Source organism: Bradyrhizobium sp. Ken51, assembly GCF_055807435.1.
Genome location: NZ_JBVVPB010000012.1, coordinates 121,354 through 142,987 on the forward strand (window position 1 = coordinate 121,354; position 21,634 = coordinate 142,987).

Consider the following 21,634-nt stretch of genomic DNA (forward strand, 5'->3'; position numbering starts at 1 on the left):
TCACCGGCTCTCGACAACCCGGGCAAAGACCAGCACGTCCACTTGCGCCGCCTTGGCCCGGAGCAGGGCCCGCGCACAGGCATCCAGTGTCGCACCCGACGTCAGGACGTCGTCGATGAGGACAATGCGCCGACCCTGGACGTCCGCCTGACGGTCCGGGGATACCTGGAATGCGCCCTGCACATTGGTGGCGCGCTGGGCCCGCGACAGGCCGATCTGCTGCTCGGTCGCGCGTACCCGCCGTAGCACCTCAGCCTTCGCTTTCACCCCGCTCTGCCGCTCGATGATCCGCGCCAGCGCCCCGGACTGGTTGTAGCGGCGGCGCCAGGCCCTTCGCCAGTGCAGGGGAACGGGCACCAGCATGTCGGCCTCGGTGAGCAGCTCGCCGCCCGCGCGCGCCATCCAGCGACCCATGGCGGGCGCCAAATCCGTGCGGTCCTGGTATTTCAGCGCATGCACCAGGGTGCGCGCGACGTCGTCATAACGCACGGCGGCGCGCGCCCGCTGGTAGGCGGGCGGGCTCGCGATCGCCTCCATCGACAGCATGTCGGGGCCGGGATCGTACACAAAAGGAATGCCGAGCCGCGGGCAGTAGGGCCGTTCGATGAACGACAGCCGCGCCCAGCACGCCGCGCAAACGCCCTCGCCGTCGACCGGCTCGCGGCAGGACACGCACAGCGTCGGCAGCGCGATGTCGAGCGCAAGCCGTGCCGCACGTGACAGCACGTGGAGGCCGGCCGTCCATGCGGCACGCAGGGGGGCGGCAAAGGAACGAGAAGGGCCGGCGTCGGATGCCATGGCCGAAAGCTAGCGCCGCACGCACCGGATTGCCAGAACCGTCGCGATGGGCGTAACCAGCGGCATGGCTCAAGACCCGCAAACCCCGCCTGCTTTGTTCGACCGTGCTTTGCTGCACGCGCGACAGCGCCGCGCGCAGGCGCAAGGTGCCGTGAGCTTCCTGTTGGATCGGGTCGCCGAGGACATGTCCGACCGGCTGGCCGCGGTGATGCGGGAGTTTCACACAGCGGCCGATCTCTGGACGCCCGGCGAGGGTCTCGCGGTGCTGCGCGCGCGACTGCCCTCGATCGCGCGCATTGAGCTCGATACGTCGGGTGCGGAGAAGCTGCCCTTTGCGTCCGAAAGCCTCGATCTTGTGGTCTCGGCGCTGGCGCTGCAATTTGTCAACGATCTGCCGGGGGTGCTCGCGCAAATCCGTCGCGCGCTGAGGCCGGACGGGCTGCTGCTGGCGGCGATGATCGGCGGCGACAGCCTGACCGAGCTGCGCCAGGCTTTTGCCGCCGCCGAGGCCGAATGCGAGGGCGGCGTGTCGCCGCGCGTCGCACCGTTTGCCGATCTGCGCGACGTTGGTGCGCTGTTGCAGCGAGCAGGATTTGCGCTGCCGGTCACCGATGTCGACCGTGTCGTGGTGCGCTACGCCAACGCGTTCGCGCTGATGCAGGATATCAGGCGCATGGGCGCTGCCAATGTGCTGATCGAACGGCGGCGCACCCCGAGCCGGCGATCGACGCTGCTGCGGATGGCGGAAATTTACGCGGAACGCTTTGCCGATGCCGACGGCCGCATCCGTGCGACATTCGATATCATCTGGCTCTCCGGTTGGGCGCCGCATGCGAGCCAGCAGCAGCCGCTGAAGCCGGGATCGGCGAAGGCGAGCCTCGCGGAGGCGGTGCAGAAGGCGCGGAAAGAGTGACGTGTCCCGGACGCGCTGCAGCGCACCGCAAGAGCGCTGCGCTGCGTCCGGGGCACGCGCAACTCACATCAACAAATCAATCAAATGCGGGATCAGCGGAATGTCCGCGGGCGGCATGGGGTAGTCGCGCAGCTTGTTGGCGCGGACCCAGGCCAGGGTCTGGCCTTCGCGCGGCATGACTTGCCCTTCCCAGCGCCGGCAGATGTAGAGCGGCATCAGGAGGTGAAAGGTCTCGTAGCCGTAGCTCGCGAACGTCAGCGGCGCCAGGCACGGCTCGGCGACGGTGATGCCGAGCTCTTCGTGGAGTTCGCGGATCAGGCTTTGCTCCGGTCGCTCTCCGGGTTCACACTTGCCGCCGGGAAATTCCCAGAGGCCCGCCAGCGTCTTGCCCTCGGGGCGCTGCGCGATCAAGACGCGCTTGTCGGCGTCGACCAGCGCGCAGGCCACCACGAGCGCCAGTTTGAGATCAGCCATGCCTGGAATGTCGCTCCCTGAAAAGATCATCCGCAACGGTTGGTTAACCCTGTTAGGGCCGGTGTTTCCGAGGTCACCATAAGTCATATTTAATCCACGGATCCTAGGGTGGAAACGCTGAAACCATTCCGGGCCAGATCCATGCGCGCTGAGTTTCGTACCGTCTTCCGCCGCTTCCGTCGCGACCGGCGCGGCAATGTTGCGGTGATCTTCGCAATCTGCTGCGTTCCCCTGATCACGTTCGTCGGCAGTGCGATCGACTACTCCCGCGCGACGCAGGTCCGGGCGAAGCTTCAGGGCGCGGCCGACGCGGCCAGCGTCGGTGCGATCGCCAAAGCCTCGCCGGGGTTTGCTGCCGCGGGCTCGATGACCACGGATGGTTCGATCACGGTCGGCGTCACCGATGCTCAGAAGATCTTCGATGCCAATCGCGCCAACCTGACCGGCTATACGCTCAACAGCGTCACCCCGACAGTCGTCAAGACCGGCTCGACCATCAACTCGACCGTCTCGTTCACCGCCACCATCAACACCATGTTTCTCGGCCTGATCGGCAAGACCACACTGACCATGAGCGGCACGTCAGCGTCGACGGCCAACATGCCGCTCTATGTCGACTTCTATCTCCTGCTGGACAATTCTCCGTCGATGGGCGTCGCAGCGACACCGGCCGACATAACGAGTTTGCAGGGAAAGACGGGCGGATGTGCATTCGCCTGTCACGACACCACCAAGGCGGCCGGCACAAGCAACTACGACATCGCCAAAGCAAATGGCATCACGACCCGAATTGACGTGGTGCGCCAGGCGAGCGCGAACTTGATGGACACAGCCCAGAGCACGCAGACCTATTCGAACCAGTTCAGAATGGCGATCTACGATTTCGGCGCTTCGTCAGCGACGATCGGATTGAGAAATCTGTTCGCGCTCTCGTCGAGCTTGAGCTCCGCCAAGACGGCGGCGGGAAACATCGACCTGATGGCGGTTGCCGGTCAGAATGACGTGTATACTATCGACAAAGATACTCCCTTCACCACTATTTTTCCCGCAATCAATACCGCAATCGCCGCGCCTGGAGCAGGTACGTCCGCGTCACCGCTGAAATATCTGTTCTTTGTATCCGATGGGGTCGCTGACGAAGCCAACTCGGGCATGACGATGTGTAGTGTCTCGTCTTCTTCGTATCCTCTCGCGTCATCGAACCGCTGTCAGTCGCCGATCAATCCGGCGCTCTGCACGACCATCAAGAACCGCGGGATCAAGATCGCGGTGCTGTACACGACATACCAGCCGCCTACTGACGGCTGGTACAACACATGGATATCGCCCTTTAACCCCGGGCCGTGGGGGCCGTCTCCGAACAGCAAGATCGCGCAGAACATGCAGAGCTGCGCTTCGCCGGGATTCTATTTCGAGGTGAGCCCCACCCAGGGCATTTCGGAAGCGATGAACGCGCTGTTCAAGAAGGCAATCGCGGACGCGCGGATTGCGGGTTGAGTTGGACCAAAGCTCTTTCACTGTCAGCCTGAGGTGGCCGCTTCTTCAGCGGCCCTCGAAGGCCGACGGCCCGGCTATCGGTGGTCCTGAACACTACGACCTGTAGTCCCCGTTGATCGCGACATACTCCTTGGTGAGGTCGCAGGTCAGCACGCGGTCGCGGCCCTTGCCGAGGCCGAGCGAGACCTTGATCGCGATCTCCGGCGCCTTCATCGCCTCCGACACCTGCGCCTCGTCATAGGACGGATCGCGCGCGCCGCTCTTGGCGACGCGGATGCCGTTGAACGAGATCGAGAGCTTGTCGCGGTCCGCCGGCTCGCCGGCCTTGCCGACCGCCATCACCACGCGGCCCCAATTGGCGTCCTCGCCGGCGATCGCGGTCTTCACCAGCGGCGAGTTCGCGATCGACATCGCGATCTTGCGCGCCGAGGCCTTGGTCTTGGCGCCCTCGACGGTGATCTCGACCAGCTTGCGCGCGCCTTCGCCGTCGCGGGCCACCTGCTCGGAAAGGTTGGCGAGCACCTGGTTGAAGGCCTTGACGAAGGCTTTCAGGCGCGGGTCGCTGGCGCGGCTGATCCTTGGCGCACCGTGTTCTGCAGCAGCACCGGTGGCGAAGGCCAGCAGCGTGTCCGAGGTCGAGGTGTCGCCGTCGATCGTGACCGCGTTGAACGTGTCCTCGACGCCGCTCTTGAGCAAAGCCTGCAGCGCGGCAGGCGCGATCGGTGCGTCGGTGAAGATGAAGGACAGCATCGTCGCCATATCGGGCGCGATCATGCCGGCACCCTTGGCCATGCCGTTGATGGTGACCTTGGCCTTGCCGAGCTTCACGGTCGCGGTCGCGACCTTCGGGAAGGTGTCGGTGGTCATGATCGCCTTGGCGGCGGCCAGATAATCGCCGGCCTCGGCGGTTTGCGCGAGCCGACCGAGCACGCCGTCGAACTTGGTCGCATCCAGCGGCTCGCCGATCACGCCGGTCGAGGCCAGGAAGATCTCGCCCTCGGTGCATCCGACGGCCTTGGCCGCGATCTTCGCAGTCAGTGCCGTGGAGCTGCGACCGGTCTTGCCGGTGAAGGCATTGGCGTTGCCGGAATTGACCACCAGCGCGCGCGCCTTGCCGCCCTTGAGCTTGGCGCGACACCATTCCACCGGCGCGGAGGGGCATTTCGACTTGGTGAAGACGCCTGCGACCGCGGTGCCCTTGTCCATCACCGCCAGCAGCACGTCGGTACGGTTCTTGTAGCGGATGCCGGCCTCGGCCGTCGCGAGACGGACCCCCGCAATGGTGGGCATGTTCGGAACGTTTTTCGGGGCGAGGGGAGAGACGGTGGAGGACATCGCGGGCGCCTTGATGGGATCTGGATATGCAGATGCCCGGCGCGGGGGCCGGGCATCACAGAGGGTTAGATACTCTTCACGTCACCGAAGTGACAGCGAATTCTTACTTCTTCGCGGGCGGCGCCATCTTGCTGTCAGAAGGCTTGGCCGCATCGGCCGGCTTGGCGTCCTTGGCCGCATCCGCCGGCTGGTCCATCCGCTCGACCTTGGCTTCCGCGCGCAGCTTGGCGACATAGTCGGCCTGGGCCTTGCGGGTGACATACTGCTCGATCTGGGCCTTGACCTGCTCGAAGTCCGGCGCCTTGCGGCTGCGCTTTTCCTCGACCTTGATGATGTGCCAGCCGAACTGCGACTTCACGGGGTCGGAGATCTTGCCCGGCTCGAGCGCGAAGGCGATTGCCGAGAATTCCGGCACCATCTGCTCCTTGGTGAAGAAGCCGAGGTCGCCGCCGTCGGCCGAGCCCGGATCCTTGGACTTCTTCTTGGCGAGCTCGGCGAAATCGGCGCCCTTGTCGAGCTCGGCCTTCACCGCCTTGGCCTCGTCCTCGGTCTCGACCAGGATGTGGCGGGCGTGCACTTCCTGCTCGCCGGTGATCTGCTTGGAGGCCTCCTCATAGACCTTCTTCATGGCGTCCGGGGTGGTGGCGGCCTTGCCCTCGCCGGCGAGCAGGCTGTCCATCAGCAGGCGGTTGCGGGCGAACGCCAGCCGCTTCTTGAACTCCTCGCCCTCGGCGAGCTTCTTGTCTTCGGCGGCCTTGCCGACGATCTTCATGTCGATCAGGAAGGACAGGACGTTCTCGTCCTTGGTCGCCGGGTCCATCTGGGCGAGGCTCGGCCCGAGTTCCTCTTCGGCCATGGCGACGTCGCTCTTCTTGATTTCAGCGCCATTGACCTTCGCCAGCACCGGATCGTCGGCAGCCCGGCCGGGCCCCGCGATCAGCGCCAGCGCAAGGCAGCCCACCAGGGCGGTGGCGAGGCCGAAGCGCAGGCCGGTTTTGGTAACCGGGAACGAGGTGGTCATGGAAAATCCTTTTGTTGAAGCAGGGGGCTGCTCGAGCGGGGCGGACACTCGCCCAATTCAGGGGGCCTTGGCAACGCGAAAAGTCTGTCAAAATGATGAATTAGCCGCAATGCACCCGCCGTTGACAAGGCCCTGACCGGGCCATATCTCTGCCCGGTCGCGTCCATGCGATGGCGTTTATTTTGCTGCGTTTTTGGCCGTTGAACCCAGACTTGCCCAACTCCCACCCATATGGCGGATGGACCCCCCGCAGTCCGGGCTCCGGCGCCCAGCAGGCGTCACGGTGAGTTGATAGGCAGGCGGGTGACAACCTCTTGGCTGCAACGCGAACGCGGTTGAATCGCGAACACAGGAACTAAGCATGATCGGCGCGCTCGCCCGCAAGTTTTTCGGCTCCGCCAACGACCGGCGGGTGAAGGGATATCAATCCCGCGTCAACGCGATCAACGCGCTGGAGCCCGAGGTCTCGAAACTCTCCGACGAGGCCCTCAAGGCCCGCACTGTCGAATTCAGGAAGCAGCTCGCCGAGGGCAAGACCCTGGACGACCTGCTGGTCCCCGCTTTCGCCACGGTCCGCGAAGCCGCCAAGCGCACGCTCGGCCAGCGCCATTTCGATGTCCAGCTGATCGGTGGCATGGTGCTGCACGAGGGCGACATCGCCGAGATGAAGACCGGCGAAGGCAAGACCCTGGTCGCAACGCTCGCGGTCTACCTCAACGCGCTCGCCGGCAAGGGCGTCCACGTCGTCACCGTCAACGACTACCTCGCCCGCCGCGACTCCGGCTGGATGGGCCAGATCTACGGCTTCCTCGGCCTGACCACCGGCGTGATCGTGCACGGCCTCGACGATTCCGAGCGCAAGACGGCCTATGCCTGCGACATCACCTACGGCACCAACAACGAATACGGCTTCGACTATCTGCGCGACAACATGAAGTACCGGCTCGAGGACATGGTCCAGCGGCCGCACTTCTACGCCATCGTCGACGAAGTCGACTCCATCCTGATCGACGAAGCGCGCACGCCGCTGATCATCTCCGGCCCTCTCGACGACCGTTCCGACTTCTACAACACCATCGACGGTTTCCTGCCCAAGCTCGACAAGTCCGACTACGACGTCGACGAGAAGCAGCGCACGGTGACGCTGACCGAAGCCGGCATGGAGAAGATCGAGACGCTGCTGCGCGATGCCGGCCAGCTCAAGGGCGAGTCGCTCTACGACGTCGAGAACGTCTCCGTCGTGCACCACATCAACCAGGCGCTGCGCGCCCATACGCTGTTCACGCGCGACAAGGACTACATTGTCCGCGACGACGAGGTCGTCATCATCGACGAATTCACCGGCCGCATGATGCAGGGCCGCCGCTATTCGGAAGGCCTGCATCAGGCGCTGGAAGCCAAGGAGCAAGTGCAGGTCCAGCCGGAAAACCAGACGCTGGCCTCGATCACCTTCCAGAACTATTTCCGGATGTACGAAAAGCTCGCCGGCATGACCGGCACGGCGCTGACCGAAGCCGACGAACTGTTCGACATCTACAAGCTCGAGGTCGTGGAAATCCCGACCAATTTGCCGGTCGCCCGTCTCGACGAGGACGACGAGGTCTATCGCACCCAGAACGAGAAATACGCCGCGATCCTGGCCGAGATCGAGCGCGCCAATGCGCGGCTGCAGCCGGTGCTGGTCGGCACCGCCTCGATCGAAAAATCGGAAGTGATCGCCGAATATCTCAAGAAGCACGGCTATCGGCAGATCGATTTCGGCAGCGAACATTCGATGCAGAAGCTGTACGCCGCGGCCCGCGCCGGCAAGCCGGCAAAGCTGTTCGCGGTGCTGAACGCGCGCTTCCACGAGCAGGAAGCCTACATCGTCGCGGAAGCCGGCGTACCCGGCGCGATCACGATCGCGACCAACATGGCCGGCCGCGGCACCGACATCAAGCTCGGCGGCTCGCTGGAAATGCGCATCCAGCAGGAGGCCGCTTCGATCGAGGACGAGGCCGAGAGGGCCAAGAAGATCGAGCAGATCAAGGCCGACATCGAGCACTTCCGCGACATCGTGCTGAAGGCCGAGGAAGAGGTCGAGATCGAGCCGGCGAAGGGTTCGAAGCCCGCCAAGACCGTGAAGAAGCCCGGCGGCCTCTACATCATGGGCTCCGAACGCCACGAATCCCGCCGCATCGACAACCAGCTCCGCGGCCGTTCCGGCCGTCAGGGCGACCCCGGCCGCTCGAAATTCTTCCTGTCGCTGGAAGACGATCTGATGCGCATCTTCGGCTCGGATCGCCTCGACAGCATGCTGCAGCGTCTCGGCCTGCAAGAGGGCGAGGCGATCATCCATCCCTGGATCAACAAGGCGTTGGAGAAGGCGCAGCAGAAGGTCGAGGCGCGCAACTTCGACATCCGCAAGAATTTGCTCAAGTTCGACAACGTCCAGAACGACCAGCGCAAGGTGATCTTCGACCAGCGCGTCGACCTGATGAAGGACGACAGCGTCGCCGAGACCGTCGCCGACATGCGCCACGCCTTCATCGACGACCTCGTCGCCAAGCACGTGCCCGAGCATGCCTATGCCGAGCAGTGGGACGTCGCGGGCCTGAAGGAAGAGCTCAAGCGCGTGCTCGATCTCGACTTGCCTGTCGAGGACTGGGCCAAGGAAGAGGGCATCGCCGACGAGGAGCTGCTCACGCGGATCGAGACCCGCGCCGACGAGCACATGGCCGCAAAGGTCGCGCAATGGGGTCCCGACGTGATGCGTTACGTCGAGAAGACCATTCTGCTGCAGACCCTCGACCATCTCTGGCGCGAGCATCTGATCATGCTCGACCATCTGCGCCAGGTCATCGGCCTGCGCGGCTACGGCCAGCGCGATCCGTTGCAGGAGTACAAGACCGAAGCGTTCAACCTCTTCCAGGAGATGAGCGCGCATCTGCGCGAGGCCGTCACTGCGCAGCTGATGCGGGTCGAGATTGTGCCGCCGGAGCAGGAAGCCCCGGCGCTGCCGCCGATGGAAGCGCACAAGTTCGACCCGAACACCGGCGAGGACGAAATGGCGCTCGCCAGCGTCACGCTCGGAGCGCAGGCCACCGACGCGGCGTTGCGCGATCCCAAGAACCCGGCCAGCTGGGGCAAGATCGGCCGCAACGAGGATTGCCCGTGCGGCTCAGGCAAGAAGTACAAGCACTGCCACGGGCGGTATGCGTAGCGATCAGCTGTGAGGTGCGACGTCGGCGCCTCGCTTTCCACTGTCGTCGCCCGGTTTAGCCGGGCGACCCAGTACGCCGCGGCTTCTCGGTTCAGATCACATCAGTCTCTGGAATACTGGATCGCCCGATTAAATCGGGCGATGACAGCGAGTATGTGGCGCGCAGCTCCATCTCCATCGTCGTCCTGGCGAAAGCCAGGACCCATTACCCCAGTGAGAGGTTAAGGCCCGAGCTGCTAACCCGCGCGGGTTTTCGGCCAAACTGGGTTCTGGGGTAATGGGTCCTGGATCGGCGCTCCGCTTCGCTGCGCTTGTCCAGGATGACCGTTGAGAGAGCGCGCTAAACGCACCCCTCAATTCGAGCTGTCGATCAAGCTCTCCAGCAGCCGCTTCAATTCGCTCGTCGACTTGTCGCCGTAGCTCTCCAGGATGTGCTCTTCCTGGTCGACCGCGAGCGAGTTGAGCTTCTTGCTCAGCACCTTGCCGCGGTCGGAGATGAACATCAGGACCTTGCGGCGATCGTTCGGGTCCTGCACGCGGTAGACCAGCGTGTCAGAGACCATGCGGTCGATCATCTTGGTCAGCGTTGGATGGTTGAGCAGCACGGCATCCGCCAGCTCGCCCATCGAATGGCCGTTGCCATCCGACAGCACTTTCAGGATGCGCCACTGCTCGACGGGGACGCCTTCCTTGCTCAACCGCAGTTCGAGCTGCCGGTTGATCTCCCGGTTGGCTTGCGCGAGCAGGTAGGCGAGGTGTTCGGTGATCGGGGTGTTCGGTTTTGCCACGGCTAAGACTTTGTCTTGACCCAAATGAGTGAATGTCTTGCAATCGATGCTGCATCTATATGCACTTCAATTCTTGAATATTCAATATTTTCAAAATAGGATATTGCCCAACAATAGGGCGGGTGCCGCGGCCGCCTGCTGAATGAGCTTTCAAGTCTGGTGTCAGACAGGAGTTGGCGTGCGCGCGACGGTAAACTTCCCGGCTCACGGCGGTCCGGCCTTACCGCCGTCCTTGCTGTTCAGGAATCTGTCGCCCGCGGCAGCGGATTTCGACCTGTCGCCGGTTGACGCGCATTTCATGAAGCGCCGCGGTGCACACAACAAGCTCCGCATCGGAGGCTTCATGTGCTGCACCGGCTCGCCCGGCGTTTGGGGCCCGTGCGCGACAAGCAGCGCGCAGCTCGCGGTCGCCGAGATCAACAAGCGCGGCGGCATCCTCGGGCGCGAGATCGAGCTTTCGATCTATGACGCTGGCGGTCCGCTCGACGAGATTCTGAGCCGCGCCGAGCAGGCGATCGCTTCGGATGAGATCGACCTCATCGTCGGACTGCATACCAGCGCGGTGCGCGTGGCGCTGCGCAAGGTCACCACCCGCCACCGCATCCCCTACATCTACACACCCGTCTACGAGGGCGGCGAGCAGACACCGGGCGTCATGGCGATCGGCGAGACGCCGCGCTGGCAGAGCCGCCCCTCCATTCACTGGCTCGCCGACGTCAAGAAGGCGGCGCGCTGGTACCTGATCGGCAGCGACTATGTCTGGCCCTGGCAGTCACACCGCGCGGTGAAGCGCTACATCAAGGAGGCCGGCGGCCATGTCGTCGGCGAAGAGTTCGTTCCCCTCGGCGAAGACAACCACGAGCCGCATCTGGAGCGCATCCGTGCCGCGAGGCCGGACGTCGTGCTGATCTCGTTGATCGGCACCGACAGCATCACGTTCAATCGCGCGTTCGGCGAATGCGGCCTGGGCGCCACGACGCTGCGGCTGGCCGGGGCGATGGACGAGACCGTGTTGCTCGGAATCGGCGCCGACAACAGCGAGAACCTGTTCTGCGCCTCCGGCTATTTCCCCGGCATCGGATCGCGGGCCAACGACGACTTCCAGAGCCGCTATCGCGCGATGTTCGGGCCGAACGGGCCTCCGATCGGCTCGCTCGGTCAATCCAGCTATGAGGGACTGCGCTTCCTCGAGGCAGTCGCGAACAAGGCGGGCACGTTGGCGATGGGCCCGATGCTCGCGGCCGGCCGCAACATCGTCTATGGCGGCGCGCGCGGCCCCGTCACCGTCAGGAACGGTCACACCCGGATGCAAATGTATCTGGCCGGGGCGGATGGCCTCGACTTCAAGCTGATCAAACCGATCTGATGCCGGCGCGGCCATCTGCAAACGCCAGATTCCAAAATAATACTTGAAAAGGAAAATATTTCCGTCTGTAATATCGAGGTGAAGCCGATTGGCGCGCGCCGCACACGTGCGCCCATGAGGCTCCAATGCCAGGGATTCCAATTCCAGGGATCAAGAAGCCTTTGAGGAGAGCGCCGTGACAGTTGTCCTTCCCACGCCAGCCCAATTGCGCAGTGTCGCCGACCAGTGCGGCCTTTCGCTATCCGACGACGATGTCGCCTCGTTCCGCGGCCTGATGCAGGGCTCGATCGAAGCCTACAATCTCGTCGGCGCCATGCCGGACGAGGTGCCGGAGGTCAAATATCCGCGCACGCCGGGCTATCGGCCCTCGCCGGAAGAGAACCCGCGCAACGCCTGGTATCGCAAGTCGACCGTCAAGGGTGCGGCGAGCGGCAAGCTCAAGGGCAAGACGGTCGCTCTCAAAGACAACATCATGCTCGCCGGCGTTCCCATGATGAACGGCTCGGCGACGCTGGAAGGCTACGTCCCCGATTTCGACGCCACCATCGTCACGCGCATGCTCGATGCCGGCGCCGAGATCGCCGGCAAAGTCCATTGCGAATCCTTCTGCATGTCCGGCGGCAGCCACACCAATGCGGTCGGCGCCGTCCACAATCCGCACAAGATGGGCTATTCGGCCGGCGGCTCGTCGTCAGGCTCAGGCGTCGTCGTCGCGCTCGGCGAGGTCGACATGGCGATCGGCGGCGACCAGGGCGGTTCGATCCGCATGCCGTCCTCGTTCTGCGGCACCTACGGCATGAAGCCGACCTGGGGCCTCGTGCCCTACACCGGCATCATGCCGATCGAGGTGTTCGTCGATCACACCGGCCCGATGACGGCGACCGTCGCCGACAACGCGCTGCTGCTCGAAGTGCTCGCCGGCGACGACGGCTACGATCCCCGCATCAAGGCGCCCAAGGTCGAGGAGTACACCAAGGCGCTCGGCCAGGGCGTCAAGGGCATGAAGATCGGCATCCTCAAGGAAGGTTTTGAGCAGGCGAATGCCGAAGCCGCCGTGAACGAGAGCGTGCGGGAGGCCGCAAAGCGTTTTAGGGATCTCGGCGCCACGGTCGAGACGGTTTCGATCCCGATGCATCTCGCCGGCCCCGCGATCTGGACGCCGATCGGCACCGAGGGCATGACCCAGACCATGATGTATGGCGACGGCTATGGCCTGTCCCGCTCCGACCTCTATTCGACCACGCTGATGGACTTCCATCGCGGCTGGCGCCGGCAGGCGGATTCACTGTCCGAGACCACAAAGCTGTTCCTGCTGCTCGGCACCTACATCAACAATACTTTCGGTCCCCGTTATTACGGCAAGGCGCTCAACATCTCCCGCCGCCTGACGGCGGCCTACGACAAGGCCTTCAAAGACTACGATCTGCTGCTGCTGCCGACCACGCCGATGAAGGCGACGAAGCTGCCGGAGCCCACGGCCAGCCGCGAGGACTATGTCGCGCGTGCGCTGGAAATGATCTCCAACACCGCGCCGTTCGACATCACCCATCATCCCGCGATGTCGCTGCCCTGCGGCATGGTCGACGGCCTGCCCGTCGGTCTGATGCTGGTCGGACGCATGTTCGAGGAATCCACCATCTACCGCGCCGCGCACGCGTTCGAGCAGATCGGCGACTGGAAGAAGATGTGAGCGAGGGACTTATGCAGACGGACGGACCAGAGCGTTTTCAAGCTAAGTGGATACCGGTTCGCGTCAAGAAAACGCGTCAAAACAAGAACCCATCATATGGCTAACGCGTTCGTCGCGGCGTTCGAGATCCTGAGCTTCGGCGCGATCATCGTCCTGATCGTGCTGGGGCTCGGGATCATCGCCAGCATGATGGGCATCTTCAACTTCGCGCAGGGAGAGTTCGTCCTGCTCGGGGCCTACATTACCTATCTCGCCTACGCCAAGGGCCTGCCGATCTGGGCCGGCATGGTCGCCGCGCCCTTCGTCGTCGGCGCACTCGGCTTCGTGCTGGAGGCGCTGATCATCCGCCGCTTCTACGCAGCACCCATCGTCGCCATGCTCGGCACCTATGCGCTTGGCTTGATCATCCGCGAATCCGTGCGCGGCCTGATCGGCGGCTTCTATCTCACCGTGCCGGAGCCGATCGGCGGCTCGATCGACATCGGCGCCATGCACATCTCGGCCTGGCGCTTCACCATCATCGTCATCACGGCGCTGGTGATGGGTGGCTGCTATCTGCTGCTGGCGCGCACCAGCTTCGGCCTGCGCGTGCGCGCCACGCTGGAAAATCCTTCGCTGGCGCGCGCCTCCGGAATCTCCACGCCGCTGATCTATGGCGCCACCTTTGCGTTCGGTGCGGCGCTTGCCGGCCTAGCCGGCGCTCTGATCGTGCCGGTGTTCAGCCTGTTCGCCGATCTCGGCCTGCGCTTCCTGATCCAGGGCTTTGTCGCGGTCATGGTCGGCGGCGTCGGCTCCTTCATCGGGCCGGTCGCGGGCGCCGGGCTCATCGGCACGCTCAGTGCCGCGCTGCCCTGGGTAATGGCGCCCGTCGTTGCCGATGTCCTCGTTTTTGTTCTCGCCATCGTCTTCATCAAATTCCGGCCGCAGGGCCTCATCGCTGGAAAAGGGGTTTAGTCACATGTCCGATCGCACTCAGCTCTCCCGCCGCCGCTTCCTCTCGAATTTCGCCTTTGCCTCCGGCGCGGTCGCCACCGGCGTCGGCAGTTGGGTGATTCCGGCGCCCTGGGCTAATGCGGCCGAAGCCCCGATCAAGGTGGGCATCGCCACTGACCTCACCGGGCCGATCGCCTACGCCGGCAATGCCGACGCCAACGTCGCGAAGATGGTGATCAAGGAGATCAACGCCGGCGGCGGTCTGCTCGGCCGCCCGCTCGAGCTCTATATCGAGGACACCGCCTCGAACGAATCCGTCGCGGTCGGCAACGTCCGCAAGCTGATCCAGCGCGACAAGGTCGACATGGTATTGGGCGGCATCACCTCGTCGATGCGCAACGCGATCAAGGACCCGATCGTCGCGCGCGGCAAGACGCTCTACATCTATCCGCAGCTCTACGAAGGCAAGGAGTGCACGCCCTATCTGTTCTGCACTGGGCCGACGCCCGCGCAGCAGTGCGACGAGTTCATTCCCTGGCTGATCAAGAACGGCGGCAAGAAGTTCGCGCTGCCGAGCGCCAACTACGTCTGGCCGCACACGCTCAACGTCTATGCCCGCAAGGTGATCGAGGCCAACGGCGGCGAGGTCGTGTTCGAGGAATATTATCCGCTCGACCAGGTCGATTTCTCCTCGACCGTCAACCGCATCATCTCCAACAAGGTCGACGTCGTCTTCAACACCGTCATCCCGCCCGGTGTCGGTCCGTTCTTCAAGCAACTCTATGAGGCCGGCTTCCTCAAGAATGGCGGACGGCTGGCTTGCGTCTACTATGACGAGAACACGCTCAACATCAATCAGGCGGCCGAGATCGAGGGGCTCGCCAGCTGTCTCGATTATTTCAAGGTGCTGACCAAGGAGAACCCGTTCGACGCCAAAATCCAGGCGGCCTACGAGAAGGATTTCCCGGGCAACTTCCTGTTCGCCGCCGGCAGCGCCGCCACCGGCACCTATCGCGGCCTGAAGCTGTGGGAAGCCGCCGTCAAGGAAGCCGGCAAGATCGACCGCGAGTCGGTTGCGGCTACGCTCGACCACGCCAAGATCGCCGAAGGTCCGGGCGGACCGGCCGAGATGGTGCCGGGCAAGCGGCACTGCAAGATGAAAATGTACACCGCGGTCGCCAAGGGCGGCAATTACGAGATCGTCGGACGCAGCGACGGGCTCGTCGATCCCAAGGAGTGTTAAGCTGGAATGCTGAAGTCGATGGGCGCAGTGAAACAGGCAATCCCCGCCGAGATCGGCGGGGAGGCGGTCGGCGCGATGACTGAACACGCATCAGCGAAGCAAGCCGCTCCGGGACGAAAGGTCTTGCCGATCGTGGAGGGCGCCGTGCTCGTCGCGGCGCTGTTCGCGCCGCTGGTGCTGCAGGACTACCTCACGGTGTTCGCGACGCGGGTGATCATCCTCGCGCTGTTCGCGCTGTCGTTCGACCTGGTGTGGGGCTATGCCGGCATCATGAGCTTCGGCCAGGCGCTGTTTTTTGGTTCAGCCGGCTATGGCGTGGCGCTGCTCGCGCGCGACCTCGACATCACCAACATCTTCCTGGTGCTGCCTGCGGGCACCATCATCGGCCTCACCTTCGCGCTGCTGCTCGGCGGCTTCCTGCTGCTGGGGCGGCATCCCTCCAGTGTGATCTTCGTCTCGCTGGGCACGCTGACCGGATCCTACGCCGCCGACCGGCTGGCGCGCGGCTGGTACTATCTCGGTGGCCAGAACGGCATCCCCTCGATCGCGCCGATGACGGTCGGCAGTTACGAGTTCTCGGAAGGGCCGCCGTTCTATTATCTCGTGCTTGGCCTTCTTGTTGTGGTCTACCTGCTTTGCCGTTTTCTGGTGCGCTCGCAGTTCGGGTTGGCGCTGGCCGGCCTGCGCGAGAACGAGCAGCGCATCGCCTTCTTCGGCTACAAGGCGCAGCACCTGAAGGCGATTATCTTCGCGATCGGCGGCGCGGTAGCAGGTCTTGCCGGCAGCCTTTACGCCTTCCACGAAGGTTTCGTCTGGCCCAACATGGTCGGCGTCGTGGTCTCGACGCAAGTCGTGCTCTATGTGCTGTTTGGCGGCTCCGGCACGCTGATCGGCGCCGTCATCGGCGCTGTCATCGTCGAGGGCGTCAGCTTCTGGCTCTCGGACAATTACCGCGAGGTCTGGCCGATCATCCTTGGCGTGCTGCTGTTGCTCGTGATCCTGTTCCGGCCGCTCGGCCTGATCAGCTTTGTGCTCGGCGAGCGCGAGCGGGTCGGCAGCTTTGGTGGCAAGTCCAGGGAGACCCAAAAGGAGAAGCGCGATGCCGCTCCTTGAAGCCACCGGCGTCAAGAAGATCTTCGGCAAGCTCACCGCGCTCGATGGCGCCGCGCTGACCGTCGGCGAGAACGAGTTTCACGGCCTGATCGGCCCCAACGGCTCCGGCAAGAGCACGCTGATGAAGTGCATTGCCGGCGCCGAGGTGCCGACGCAGGGCAAGGTGAGCTTCATCAACACCGACATCACCGCGTTCACGCCGACGGAGCGTGCCCGCGCCGGCATGAGCCTGAAATTCCAGATCACGTCCGTGCTGCCGACGCTGACGCTCTACGACAACATCCTGCTCGCCTTGCAGGCGCAGTCCTCGCTGTTCGATCTCGTGTTCTCGCGCACGCGCGGGCTCCTGCACGATCAGGTCATGACCATGCTGACGCAGTTCCGCCTCGCTGACCGCGCTTTCGACGCGGCGGCGGCGCTGTCGCATGGCCAGCAGCAATGGCTGGAGATCGCGATGGCGCTGGCCGGCAAGCCGAAGCTTCTGCTGCTGGACGAGCCCACCGGCGGCATGAGCCTGGAGGAGCGCCGCGTCACCGGCGAATTGCTGCAGCCGATCAAAAAACATTGCTCGCTGGTCATCGTCGAGCACGATCTCGATTTCATCCGCGACATCTGCGATCGCCTCACCGTGCTCGACCAGGGCAAGGTGCTGGCATCCGGCACTGTGTCGGAGATCCAGGCCAACAAGGCCGTCCAGGAGATCTATTTGCGCCGTGCCTGAATTTTTGGACATCAAGCATCTCGACGCCGGCTATGGCCGCAGCCAGGTCCTGTTCGACGTCAACCTCGGCATTCCCTGGCGCGGCGGTGTCGCCGTGCTGGGCCGCAACGGCGCCGGCAAGACCACGCTGATGAAGACCATCGTCGGCGAGCTGCCGGCGTGGAAGGGCGAGGTCGCCTTCGATGGCCGCGACATCAGCCGCCGCGCGACCCAGGAGCGCGTACGCGCCGGCATCGGCTACGTGCCGCAGGAGCATTCGGTGTTCGCGCGCCTGTCGGTGCGCGACAATCTCGCGGTCGGCTCGCTCGCGAGCAGGAAAGCCGACGCGGTCGACCACGTGCTGACCATCTTCCCAAAGCTCGGCCAGCGCCTCGACCAGCCCGCCGGCACGCTTTCCGGCGGCGAGCGCAAGATGCTCGCCATCGGCCGCGCCATGCTGGGCGATCCCAAGCTGCTTCTGCTCGACGAGCCAACCGAAGGCGTCTGGATCGGTGTCATCGAGGAGATCACCGAGCGCCTGATCGAGCTCGCGAAAACCATCGCCGTCATCATCGTCGAGCAGCACCTCGACCTCGCGCTCCGCGTAGCCGATTACGCCTACGTGCTGGACCGCGGCCGCGTCGCACTGCAAGGCGAGGCAGGCGAAGTGAGGGGCAATCCGGAGTTGCTGCGTTATCTGGCGCCGTAGGAGAGCCCTGGCAGTTCGTCATCCCCGCGCAATGGCGAAGCCATTGTCGCTGGAGGCACTCGCGTAGCGCTGCCAGCCGGGCCGTCGCCCTTCGAGGGCGGCTGAAGAAGCGGACACCTCAGGGTGACGGCGAAGTGCTTCCGAAAAATGGATTGACGATGGACAGCCCACCGATGCTGCGGCCGTGCTGCATGTCCTCGCTATACAGCGTCTCGCAGCCAGCCTCGATCGCGGCCGCTACGATCAGAGCATCGTAGAAGGCAAGCGTATGGTCGCGCGCAAGCGCAAGCGCCGTAGCGTGCGTGTCGGCGGTGAGCGGTGCGATATCCGGAAACCGAAATCGGATGGCTTGCACCGCGGCCTCGATAACGGACCAGTCCTGTCTTTGCTTCTTGCGCAGTACGTTGGTGAACTCGTTCAGCACCTGCGCACTGATGACGCCGCCGCCAGCAATTGTGGTCAGCGCGCGCTCGCGCCGGATGTCGGCCGAAAAGGCATAGACCAAGATGTTGCTGTCGAAGAACGAGCTCATCTCTCGTTCGCTTCGTCGCGGTCGAATTTGTAACCCTCGGGCAGGGGAATCCGGAACTGCTCGGCTCGCTTGAGAAATTCCGCTCGTCTGTCGACCTTCTCTACTTTGATCTGGCCTGTCGAAGCCTCTACGACGTTGAGCTCGTCACCGGGGGCGAGGTTCAAGGCCTCAACGAGTGCCTTAGGCAGACGGACTGCGAGGCTGTTACCCCATTTGGAGACCAGCATGGACTGCTCCATGATATACAGGATTATTGTATATCATGGATAGGATATCATCGCAATTCAAGGGCTTCAGGTCCTGGAATGCCGCTGATCATCCGGGACGGCCGTCAGCTTGGTACGAATCGGGAAGGGGCGAGAGGTTCCCGCCCGTTTACTTCACGGCCCCAAACCGGCTGTCGAACGAGTTCGACTGCACGACCGGCGCGGCTCCCATGATCTGGGATGCTTCACCCGCGCCATCCGACACCGACGGCTTGAGCGCAGGGCGGGTTGCGGCGAGACGGGTGTCGGGCTTCGCAGGTTCGGCGGGCTTGGCAGCGACAACAGCCGGCTTCGGCGCATCCTTCGCTGCATCCTTGGACTTGTCGTGTCCCGGCACGAACCGGGTCACCGCGGCCTTCAGCCGGGACGCCGCGCTCGGCGGCGTCGTGGTCGTCGCGGCCGGGGCGACAGATGCCGTGGCTTGCGGCGAAGGCGTGGTCGCCGTGGCCTCGGCGTTGCCCATGCCCATCTTGCGGCCGAGATTCGAGAAGAAGCCGGATTTCTCAGGTGCAGCAGCGGTGGCGACGCGGGTGTTGGCGGCGGGCGCGCTGACGGCGACAACCGGCTCCTCCTGCGGCGAGGGCGCGGCTGCATCGAGATTCGGCTTCGGCGGATTGACGTGCCCAGGGATCGTGCCCGGCGCCTTCGCCATGGCCAGCATCTGCAACGTCGTGCCTTCGGCGCCCTCCGACAGGCCGGTCGAGCCTTCCGGAATCTTCGCGGCGAAGATTTTGTTCATGCCGCCGTCGATGCCGGTGTTCATGCGCGCAACGGGCGTGCCACGCGAAACCAGCTTGCTGTACTCCGCCTGGTCGCGCGCATCCTTCTCGCGCACAGCGCTGGCGATCTCCTCGGGGATCACATAGGCCGGGCACTTTGCAGACGCGTCGAACACCGGATCGCGCTTGGCGTCGGGCGGCTTGGCGGCGTCGAAGACGTACTTCTTCTCGCAGAAATCGACCTTCGGCTCCTGCCGCGTCACCTCGAAATGATCATAGCCTTCCTTGATCATCTTCCAGAACGGCATGTTCGGATTGTTCCGGTGCTTGGCCATGTTCACCGGCGTCATCTTGAACGGATAGGCCTGCAGCTGAAACGCCTTCTGGCCGCCGAAGAAGGACTCGCGCCCGAGCGAATAGATCTCGGCGATCTGCTCGTCCGTCATCGCGTAGCAGCCGCGCGACGAACAATCGCCATGCACCATCAGCTGCGAGCCGCTGCGGCCCAAGGCCTTGTCGAACGCGTTCGGATAGCCCGTGTTGAACGACAAATAGTATGCCGATTGCGGATTCATCTGGCCCGGATTGATCGAGTAGAATCCTTCCGGCGCCTGGCGATCGCCTTCGCGCACCTTCGGCCCGAGGTCGCCCGACCAGCGACAGATCGGATAGGTCTTGAGCAGCGCGAACTGGCCGTTGCGGGTCTGCTTCCAGACCTCGAGCTCGGCCTCCTGCTTGAACAGGCGCACCAGGATCGGCGATTGCAGGTCCATGTTCTTCTCGACCATCGCGGCGAGAAGTTTTGGCGGCACCGGCTGGTTGGCCTTGGCATTGGTCGCAAGCGAAACCTGGTCGGTGTCGCAGCCGGCCAGCACAAAGCTGGCGGCAAGCGCCACCGAAACCAAAAACGCGCGAGCAAGCGAACGAGAAATCAAGATGGACCCCACACCGTCCAGGGCATCGCGCGCAAACCCCAATCTTGAAGCATGATCCGACCGGAGACCCGGACCCGTCGCGACGGGCTTTTTCGCAATCACGCTCCAGCGCTTATGCCCTGAAGCCATTGATTAAAATTCTAACCTCTGGGGCATGTGGTCGCAACCCGAGCGGGGATCACGAGCCCGTTGGCCCAAAGGTGTGGTCAACGAAGACTTAAACTGGGCCGTAACTTGGGCCTCGCGGCCAAACCGGTACAGAGATCGCTGATTTGGGCAAAAAAAGGGTTAACGCGGGGTTACCGGGGCCTACGGCGCGGTTTGGCCGGCCTCAAACTCAGTGTCGTCCTGGCGAAAGCCAGGACCCATTACCCCAAGGAGGGTGACGCGGCCGACGGGCCCCAAACCTGCCCGAATCAGCCCAGTTTCCGGCCAATATCGAGGAATTTCTGCCGTCGATGCTTGCGAATGGCGGCGCCGTCCAGACCCCGGAGCTCATCAAAGGCCTTGGCGATGGCGTCGCCCGTGGTGGCGATCATGGCGGCGGGGTCGCGATGGGCGCCGCCGACCGGCTCCTTCAGGATGCTGTCGATCACGCCGAAGCGGAGCATGTCCTGGGCGGTGATCTTCATGTTGTTGGCGGCTTCCTGCGCCTTGGAGCCGTCGCGCCACAGAATCGAGGACGCCGCCTCGGGCGAGATCACGCTGTAGATCGCGTGCTCCAGCATCAGGACCTTGTTGGCGGTGGTGATGGCGATGGCGCCGCCGGACATGCCCTCGCCGGTGATGATGGCGACGTTCGGCACTGTCAGTGCCATGCAGGCATCGGTCGAACGCGCGATCGCCTCGGCCTGGCCGCGCTCTTCCGCGCCGATGCCGGGATAGGCGCCGGCGGAATCGGCGAGCGACAGCACCGGCAGGCCGAACCGCTCGGCCATCTCCATCAGCCGCACGCATTTGCGATAGCCCTCGGGCCGCGCCATGCCGAAATTATGCTTGATGCGGCTCTCGGTGGAATCGCCCTTTTCCTGGCCCATCACGCAGATGGCCTCGCCGCGGAAGCGGCCGAAGCCGGCCACCAGCGCCTCGTCCTCGCCGAATTTGCGATCGCCGGCGAGCGGGGTGAACTCGGTGATCAGGCCCTTGATGAAGTCGTTGAAATGCGGCCGCTGCGGATGCCGCGCGACCAGCGTCTTCTGCCACGGCGTCAGGTTCAGATAGAGGTCGGCCATCGCCTGCGCGGCCTTGTCCTCGATCCGCCCGATCTCCTCGGCGATGTCGCTGCCGGAGGCCGCAAGCGTCCGCAATTCGTCGAGCTTGGAATCGAGCTCGGCGACGGGCTTTTCGAAATCGAGATAGCTGCGCATCTGGTCTGGCATCAACTCAATATAGGAAGAACG

Annotated in this window: 19 protein-coding genes; 10 read left to right on the forward strand and 9 right to left on the reverse strand. The window is 64.0% G+C overall.

From position 1 onward, the window contains the following. A complete protein-coding gene (locus tag AC0L27_RS21095) occupies positions 1–798 on the reverse strand; it encodes a ComF family protein (RefSeq protein ID WP_354207429.1) in 798 nt (265 codons plus the stop codon). 64 nt (positions 799–862) lie between these two features. On the opposite strand from AC0L27_RS21095, the gene AC0L27_RS21100 reads away from it, so the two are divergent. Next, positions 863–1,711, forward strand: a complete 849-nt coding sequence (locus AC0L27_RS21100; RefSeq protein WP_354207919.1) for a methyltransferase domain-containing protein — start codon at positions 863–865, stop codon at positions 1,709–1,711. Between the two features lie 63 nt (positions 1,712–1,774). On the opposite strand, the gene AC0L27_RS21105 is transcribed toward AC0L27_RS21100, so the two are convergent. Next, positions 1,775–2,185 carry a (deoxy)nucleoside triphosphate pyrophosphohydrolase gene (locus AC0L27_RS21105; protein ID WP_354207431.1) on the reverse strand — a complete coding sequence of 137 codons (411 nt, stop codon included), beginning with the start codon at positions 2,183–2,185 and terminating at the stop codon, positions 1,775–1,777. A gap of 141 nt (positions 2,186–2,326) precedes the next feature. On the opposite strand from AC0L27_RS21105, the gene AC0L27_RS21110 reads away from it, so the two are divergent. Next, positions 2,327–3,682 carry a TadE/TadG family type IV pilus assembly protein gene (locus AC0L27_RS21110; RefSeq protein WP_275172714.1) on the forward strand — a complete coding sequence of 452 codons (1,356 nt, stop codon included), beginning with the start codon at positions 2,327–2,329 and terminating at the stop codon, positions 3,680–3,682. A gap of 93 nt (positions 3,683–3,775) precedes the next feature. Here the strand turns inward: AC0L27_RS21110 and argJ are convergent, their stop codons facing one another. Next, positions 3,776–5,017, reverse strand: coding sequence for a bifunctional glutamate N-acetyltransferase/amino-acid acetyltransferase ArgJ (gene argJ / locus AC0L27_RS21115; protein ID WP_354207434.1), 1,242 nt, complete (start codon positions 5,015–5,017; stop codon positions 3,776–3,778). A 103-nt stretch (positions 5,018–5,120) separates the two neighbouring features. Continuing rightward, positions 5,121–6,038, reverse strand: coding sequence for a peptidylprolyl isomerase (locus AC0L27_RS21120; RefSeq protein WP_354207436.1), 918 nt, complete (start codon positions 6,036–6,038; stop codon positions 5,121–5,123). 361 nt (positions 6,039–6,399) lie between these two features. Here AC0L27_RS21120 and secA point away from each other — a divergent pair, with 361 nt between their 5' ends. Beyond that, positions 6,400–9,240, forward strand: a complete 2,841-nt coding sequence (gene secA / locus AC0L27_RS21125; protein ID WP_473320219.1) for a preprotein translocase subunit SecA — start codon at positions 6,400–6,402, stop codon at positions 9,238–9,240. Positions 9,241–9,593: 353 nt separating this feature from the next. On the opposite strand, the gene AC0L27_RS21130 is transcribed toward secA, so the two are convergent. Next, a complete protein-coding gene (locus AC0L27_RS21130; protein ID WP_007599198.1) occupies positions 9,594–10,028 on the reverse strand; it encodes a MarR family winged helix-turn-helix transcriptional regulator in 435 nt (144 codons plus the stop codon). A gap of 178 nt (positions 10,029–10,206) precedes the next feature. On the opposite strand from AC0L27_RS21130, the gene AC0L27_RS21135 reads away from it, so the two are divergent. The 7 genes from AC0L27_RS21135 to AC0L27_RS21165 all read left to right on the forward strand — a co-directional run bounded on the left by AC0L27_RS21135 (position 10,207) and on the right by AC0L27_RS21165 (position 17,782). Next, positions 10,207–11,394 carry a substrate-binding domain-containing protein gene (locus tag AC0L27_RS21135; RefSeq protein ID WP_275172718.1) on the forward strand — a complete coding sequence of 396 codons (1,188 nt, stop codon included), beginning with the start codon at positions 10,207–10,209 and terminating at the stop codon, positions 11,392–11,394. 175 nt (positions 11,395–11,569) lie between these two features. Further along, positions 11,570–13,084: an amidase gene (locus tag AC0L27_RS21140; protein ID WP_275172719.1), complete on the forward strand. Its 1,515-nt coding sequence runs from the start codon at positions 11,570–11,572 to the stop codon at positions 13,082–13,084. A 96-nt stretch (positions 13,085–13,180) separates the two neighbouring features. Beyond that, a complete protein-coding gene (locus tag AC0L27_RS21145; protein WP_275172720.1) occupies positions 13,181–14,038 on the forward strand; it encodes a branched-chain amino acid ABC transporter permease in 858 nt (285 codons plus the stop codon). 4 nt (positions 14,039–14,042) lie between these two features. Then, entirely contained in the window at positions 14,043–15,260 is a 1,218-nt protein-coding gene (locus tag AC0L27_RS21150) for a substrate-binding protein (RefSeq protein WP_007599205.1), read from the forward strand. A gap of 6 nt (positions 15,261–15,266) precedes the next feature. After that, positions 15,267–16,373, forward strand: a complete 1,107-nt coding sequence (locus AC0L27_RS21155; protein ID WP_354207442.1) for a branched-chain amino acid ABC transporter permease — start codon at positions 15,267–15,269, stop codon at positions 16,371–16,373. Next, positions 16,360–17,094: an ABC transporter ATP-binding protein gene (locus AC0L27_RS21160; RefSeq protein ID WP_007599214.1), complete on the forward strand. Its 735-nt coding sequence runs from the start codon at positions 16,360–16,362 to the stop codon at positions 17,092–17,094. The genes AC0L27_RS21155 and AC0L27_RS21160 overlap by 14 nt, the downstream gene beginning before the upstream one ends. Continuing rightward, a complete protein-coding gene (locus tag AC0L27_RS21165) occupies positions 17,087–17,782 on the forward strand; it encodes a branched-chain amino acid ABC transporter ATP-binding protein (RefSeq protein WP_007599215.1) in 696 nt (231 codons plus the stop codon). The genes AC0L27_RS21160 and AC0L27_RS21165 overlap by 8 nt, the downstream gene beginning before the upstream one ends. Before the next feature lie 118 nt (positions 17,783–17,900). Here AC0L27_RS21165 and AC0L27_RS21170 read toward each other — a convergent pair whose 3' ends face one another. From AC0L27_RS21170 to AC0L27_RS21185, 4 genes are all read right to left on the reverse strand, one after another. After that, the gene (locus tag AC0L27_RS21170) at positions 17,901–18,314 is read right to left on the reverse strand and encodes a PIN domain-containing protein (protein ID WP_354063412.1); all 414 of its coding nucleotides are present in this window, start codon (positions 18,312–18,314) and stop codon (positions 17,901–17,903) included. Further along, on the reverse strand, positions 18,311–18,541 hold the full coding sequence (locus AC0L27_RS21175) for an AbrB/MazE/SpoVT family DNA-binding domain-containing protein (RefSeq protein ID WP_354207445.1): 231 nt from the start codon (positions 18,539–18,541) through the stop codon (positions 18,311–18,313). The genes AC0L27_RS21170 and AC0L27_RS21175 overlap by 4 nt, the downstream gene beginning before the upstream one ends. 148 nt (positions 18,542–18,689) lie before the next feature. Then, on the reverse strand, positions 18,690–20,234 hold the full coding sequence (locus AC0L27_RS21180; RefSeq protein WP_473320221.1) for a L,D-transpeptidase family protein: 1,545 nt from the start codon (positions 20,232–20,234) through the stop codon (positions 18,690–18,692). 416 nt (positions 20,235–20,650) lie between these two features. Beyond that, positions 20,651–21,613 (reverse strand): acetyl-CoA carboxylase carboxyltransferase subunit alpha, encoded by a 963-nt coding sequence (locus AC0L27_RS21185; RefSeq protein WP_354207449.1) that lies wholly within the window; start codon positions 21,611–21,613, stop codon positions 20,651–20,653. Positions 21,614–21,634: the final 21 nt, after the last annotated feature.

Bases quoted from the DNA above. Each gene is read 5' to 3' on its own strand.
- AC0L27_RS21155 (WP_354207442.1), top strand. From the start codon at position 15,267: ATGCTGAAGTCGATGGGCGCAGTGAAACAGGCAATCCCCGCCGAGATC.
- AC0L27_RS21120 (WP_354207436.1), bottom strand. From the start codon at position 6,038: ATGACCACCTCGTTCCCGGTTACCAAAACCGGCCTGCGCTTCGGCCTC.
- AC0L27_RS21185 (WP_354207449.1), bottom strand. From the start codon at position 21,613: ATGCCAGACCAGATGCGCAGCTATCTCGATTTCGAAAAGCCCGTCGCC.
- AC0L27_RS21160 (WP_007599214.1), top strand. From the start codon at position 16,360: ATGCCGCTCCTTGAAGCCACCGGCGTCAAGAAGATCTTCGGCAAGCTC.
- AC0L27_RS21100 (WP_354207919.1), top strand. From the start codon at position 863: ATGGCTCAAGACCCGCAAACCCCGCCTGCTTTGTTCGACCGTGCTTTG.
- argJ (WP_354207434.1), bottom strand. From the start codon at position 5,017: ATGTCCTCCACCGTCTCTCCCCTCGCCCCGAAAAACGTTCCGAACATG.
- AC0L27_RS21150 (WP_007599205.1), top strand. From the start codon at position 14,043: ATGTCCGATCGCACTCAGCTCTCCCGCCGCCGCTTCCTCTCGAATTTC.
- secA (WP_473320219.1), top strand. From the start codon at position 6,400: ATGATCGGCGCGCTCGCCCGCAAGTTTTTCGGCTCCGCCAACGACCGG.
- AC0L27_RS21170 (WP_354063412.1), bottom strand. From the start codon at position 18,314: ATGAGCTCGTTCTTCGACAGCAACATCTTGGTCTATGCCTTTTCGGCC.
- AC0L27_RS21110 (WP_275172714.1), top strand. From the start codon at position 2,327: ATGCGCGCTGAGTTTCGTACCGTCTTCCGCCGCTTCCGTCGCGACCGG.
- AC0L27_RS21105 (WP_354207431.1), bottom strand. From the start codon at position 2,185: ATGGCTGATCTCAAACTGGCGCTCGTGGTGGCCTGCGCGCTGGTCGAC.
- AC0L27_RS21145 (WP_275172720.1), top strand. From the start codon at position 13,181: ATGGCTAACGCGTTCGTCGCGGCGTTCGAGATCCTGAGCTTCGGCGCG.
- AC0L27_RS21175 (WP_354207445.1), bottom strand. From the start codon at position 18,541: ATGCTGGTCTCCAAATGGGGTAACAGCCTCGCAGTCCGTCTGCCTAAG.
- AC0L27_RS21095 (WP_354207429.1), bottom strand. From the start codon at position 798: ATGGCATCCGACGCCGGCCCTTCTCGTTCCTTTGCCGCCCCCCTGCGT.